Below are 4,215 nucleotides of genomic sequence, written 5' to 3'. Positions count from 1 at the left end.
GTGGACGATGTCTCCGGGTTCGGCCCCGTGCGGGCGCAACCTGTCGATGAGGGTGGTGTAGCGCCCCTCCGGCACGAAGCAGATGTCCTGGCTGTCCGGCTTGTCGGCGGCGACCGTCAGGCCGAGATCCAGGGCGGCCGCGCGGACCGCCGGCTTCGGCAGGCCGCCGAGCGGGAAGCGCAGGAAGTCGAGCTGTTCCGCCGTGGTGGCGAACAGGAAGTAAGACTGGTCACGGGCCGGGTCGAAGGCGCGGTGCAGCTCGGGACCGGCCGCCCCCACCTCGCGGCGGACGTAGTGGCCGGTGGCCATGGCCTGGGCGCCGAGGTCCCGCGCCACGTCCAGCAGGTCGCGGAACTTCACCGTCTGATTGCAGCGGATGCAGGGGATCGGCGTCTCGCCGCGCAGGTAGCTGTCGGCGAAGTCCTCGATGACCTGCTGCTTGAAGCGGCTTTCGTAGTCGAGGACGTAATGCGGAATGCCGATGGCGTCGGCCGCCATCCGCGCATCGTGGATGTCCTGGCCGGCGCAGCAGGCGCCCTTCTTCTGGATCGCCGCGCCGTGGTCGTAGAGCTGCAGGGTCACGCCGACGACGTCGTAGCCGGCTCGGGCCAGCAGGGCGGCGGTGACGGTCGAGTCCACCCCGCCGGACATGGCCGCCACAATCCGGGCGCCTTGCGGCAGGCGCACGGCGTCGCGGACGACCTGGACGAGGTCGTCGGACGGGGACGCGGCGATGGCGGCGTGGGCGGTCATCGGGGCCTATGTAGCTGTGGCGGCTCGGGTTTGCGAGGGGCGGACCGTCCTCACCCCCGATGAGACAGCCGCCTGCGGACAAGCGTCACAGAAAAGCGGCATTGCCGGTTCAGGTTCTTCCCATCGAGGGAAGGCAAGCGATGACCGAGTACCGGATCTACGTGCTGAACCGCGACGAGCAGGTGACGCGGGAGCTGTCGACGACGGTCGCGCAGGACACGGCCGCCCTGCAGCGCGCCGAGGACGCCTATGCCGGCGAGTATGCGGCGGAAGTCTATGAAGGCGAGCGCCTGGTGGCGCGGCTCGGCGGGCCGCTGCTGCTGGACGCCTGAAGCCTTCTCCCCCTAAGGGGCCTACCGCTGCAGGAGGTTGAGCAGCGAGGTGCTCTGCAGGGTCATGAACACCTGCGCCGCCGCCTGGACCGAGAACTGCGCCGCCTGGAGCTCGGTGATCGCCTTGGCCGGATCGGCGTCGGTGACGTCGCCCATCATGCCGGCCAGTGTGGCGCCGCGGGTCTCGATGTTGTCGAGCACCTGATCGACGCGCTGCTGCACGAGGCCGTTGCGACCGGTGACGACCGTGAGGTCGGAGCGGATGTTCTCCCAGGCCGCAAGCTGGCTCTCCAGGAACGAGGCCTGGGCGTCGGTCAGCTTGCCGTCGAGCGGGCCAAGGCCGCTGGCGTGGAAATCCTGGATCGCCTCGAAGGCGGTGAGCAGCTCGGTTCCGAGCTCGGTCGCCAGAATGCCGGTGGTGACAACGGTGGAGTCGTCGAGTTGCGCCTTGGTCAGGAAGTCGTCGTTCTTGAAGAAGCTGGCGATCGGCGCCGCCGTCAGATCGGCCATCGACTGGGCGGTCACCGGCTGGGTGTCGACCTGTCCGCCGGCGAACAGGAATTTGCCGCCGTAGCGGGTGTTCATGCCCTGCACGGCGTTGCGGAACTGGGCCTCCAGCTCCTCCATCAGCGCCCCGGCGTCGCCGGCGGCGACGGCGTCGAGGATCACCTGGCGGCTGGCGGTGGCGGCGCCGGCGACCTGGTTCAGGGCCATGTCCTGGGTCGCCAGCTTGTCGGACATCATCATGCCCTGGTCGGCGTAGGACTCCAGCCGCGTCTGGGTGGAGCGCATGGCCGTCAGCATCTCGGCGTTGCGGGCGTAGGATTTGAGGTCCGAGCCGAGCTTCTGGGTCGAGACGCGGTCGTTGGCCTCCGACTGGCGCGCCTGCGCGGCGAGCAGATTGGCGAGGACCGAGTTGTAGTTGCCGGCGGTGGAGACGCGGGTGACCATCGGACGGTCCTCCTCAGACCATCTGGACCAGGAGGTCGAACAGTTCGTTCGCCGCCTGGATCATGCGTGCGGAGGCGTTGAACGCCTGCTGGTAGGTGGTGAGGTTGACCAGCTCCTCGTCGAGGTTGACCCCTTCGATCGACTGGCGGCGGGCGTTGGCCTCGTTGAGCACCGCCTCGGCGCTCTTGGCGCGGGTCTCGGCGGAGGCCGCCTCGCGGCCGATCGAGCCGCCAAACTCGCCGGCGTAGCGCGAGACGCTCATCGCCACGTTGCCGAGCGTGCCGGCCGCCTGGAAGCCGGTGACGACCTCGCCGGAGGTCGACAGGGCCAAGGCCCCGCGGCCGTCGCCCGGCCGCAGGCTGGGCTGGCCGGCGGCGACCGTGAGGTCGAGCTTGCCGAAGGCGAGCTTGGTCGGATCGTTGGTCAGGGCGGCGTTGACCTGGAAGCGGCCGGCGCGGGCCGACCGCTCGGCGGTCCCGAGGCCGAACAGCTGGCTGACCGACGGACCGCCGGCCCCGCGCTGGGTGGCGTCGGTGATGACCGACAGCCGGGCGTCGGCCGGCGCGACGCCGGCAAAGCTGAGGGCCCCATTGGCGTTGAGGCTGAACTGGCCATAGAGCCCGACGCCGGTCGCCGGGCTGTTCAGCGTCGCCAGCAGGTCGGCCATCGTCGTGCCGGCCGGGATGGTGACGGTCACCTCCTGCAGCGGCCGGCCGTCGCCCTGGGAGACCATGAACTTGACCTGATCGCCGGGCGTGAAGCCGTGCGGATCGGCGGTGGTGAGGCCGGTCTCGTAGGTGGTGTAGCCCTGCGAACGGACGAGGTCGTTGAGACCGAAGAAGTGAGAGAAGCCGCGGCCGGCCTTCTGCGACGTGCCTTCGTCGACGGCGAGGCCGTTGGAGGGGTTCGCGGCGGTCAGCGACAGGGCGCCGTCCGTAAAGGTGGCGGTCGCCGCGCCGCCAAGGGCGGTGTTGACGTCGGCCAGGAAGCTGCCGGCGGCGAAGGCGGTCGCCGGGCCGCCGTCGACGCTCATGGTCTGGGCGTCGAAGTCGATCTGCACCTGCCGCTGGACCACGCCGGCCGAATTGACGACGGCCAGCGTCGTCTGGCCGGTGAAGCCGCCGATCGCGGTCGGCAGATCGAAGCCGGTCAGGCGACCGGTCAGGGCGTTCGGCGCCGGCATGGCGCTGGCGGCGTTGTGGGCGGCGTTGAGGCGTTCGGCGGCGCGGGCGACGAACTCGCCGAGCTGGTCGGCGAGGCCGGGCAGCTTCTGGTCGCGCAGGTCGAGGAGTCCGCGGATCTCGCCGCCGGGGACCTGGATCGCCTGCGGCGAGCCGATGCCGCCGGCCGGAGAGACCTGGATATAGCCGGGGGTGGAGTCGGACCGGACATAGGTCAGGGTCGCGGCGCCGTCGCCGGCCAGCTTGACGCCCTCGGCCGAGCGGATGTCGACGCCGCCGCCCGGCCGGCGGACGACCTGAACGCTCATCAGGCTGGAAAGCTCGTCGATCAGGCCGGACTGGATGTTCTCCGAGCCCGAGGAGTCCTGCTCGATCAGCCAGGCGCGGCTGATGTCGGCGTTGAGGCGGTTGATCTCTTCCAGGAGGTCGTTGGCCCGCTCGACGTTCGAGCCGATGCGCGCATCGACCGTGCGGCCGATCTCGCGCAGCTGGGTGTTGATGCGCCCAGCCTCGGACAGGAAGTCCTGGACGTTGGCCAGCGCCTGGCTGCGCACCAGGCTGGATGAGGGATCGTCGGCGGCGGCGGCGAAGGAGGCATAGGCCTTGTCGAGCCGGTTGAAGAAGAAGGCGTCGCTGGACGGGTTGCCGAACAGCGCCTGGGCGTTGTCGAAATACTCCGAGACGACGTTCCAGCGGGCGGCGTCGGAGCTGGCGGTCAGGGTGGCGAGCTGGAGGTACTGGTCGGTGACCCGTTTGACAGCGGTGACCTCGACGCCCATGCCGACGCCGTTGACCACCACCGGCCGCTGCTCGACCGTCTTGCGGACGTAGCCGGGCGTGTTGACGTTCGAGATGTTGTCGGAAACCGCGCGCAGCCCGGTCTGGGCCGCCATCAGCCCGGACGTCGCGGTCTTGAGCGTCACGTTGAGCGACATCGTCTAGCTCTCCGCCCGGCAAAGGCTGCGCGACCCGGCGGATTCTGCCGGGAAAATCTTAGA

Annotated in this window: 4 protein-coding genes; 1 reads left to right on the top strand and 3 read right to left on the bottom strand. The window is 69.9% G+C overall.

Annotation, left to right across the window (positions count from 1 at the left end; genetic code table 11):
• On the bottom strand, positions 1-753 hold a 753-nt coding region (locus ACILRF_RS14940; RefSeq protein WP_395674271.1), incomplete at its 3' end, for an MnmA/TRMU family protein.
• Positions 754-893: 140 nt separating this feature from the next.
• Here ACILRF_RS14940 and ACILRF_RS14935 point away from each other — a divergent pair.
• Positions 894-1,085 (top strand): hypothetical protein, encoded by a 192-nt coding sequence (locus ACILRF_RS14935; RefSeq protein ID WP_395674269.1) that lies wholly within the window; start codon positions 894-896, stop codon positions 1,083-1,085.
• Positions 1,086-1,106: 21 nt separating this feature from the next.
• On the opposite strand, the gene ACILRF_RS14930 is transcribed toward ACILRF_RS14935, so the two are convergent.
• Positions 1,107-2,036 (bottom strand): flagellin, encoded by a 930-nt coding sequence (locus ACILRF_RS14930; RefSeq protein ID WP_395674267.1) that lies wholly within the window; start codon positions 2,034-2,036, stop codon positions 1,107-1,109.
• A gap of 13 nt (positions 2,037-2,049) precedes the next feature.
• Complete coding sequence (gene flgK, locus ACILRF_RS14925; RefSeq protein ID WP_395674265.1) at positions 2,050-4,152, bottom strand: flagellar hook-associated protein FlgK; 2,103 nt, start codon at positions 4,150-4,152, stop codon at positions 2,050-2,052.
• Positions 4,153-4,215 lie beyond the last annotated feature (63 nt).

Origin of the sequence: Phenylobacterium sp. (genome assembly GCF_044236515.1) — a bacterium.
GTDB lineage: Bacteria > Pseudomonadota > Alphaproteobacteria > Caulobacterales > Caulobacteraceae > Phenylobacterium.
Note: the sequence above shows the minus strand (reverse complement) of the source record. Positions and strands in the feature narration are given on the sequence as shown.

Bases quoted from the DNA above. Each gene is read 5' to 3' on its own strand.
- ACILRF_RS14930 (WP_395674267.1), bottom strand. From the start codon at position 2,036: ATGGTCACCCGCGTCTCCACCGCCGGCAACTACAACTCGGTCCTCGCC.
- ACILRF_RS14935 (WP_395674269.1), top strand. From the start codon at position 894: ATGACCGAGTACCGGATCTACGTGCTGAACCGCGACGAGCAGGTGACG.
- flgK (WP_395674265.1), bottom strand. From the start codon at position 4,152: ATGTCGCTCAACGTGACGCTCAAGACCGCGACGTCCGGGCTGATGGCG.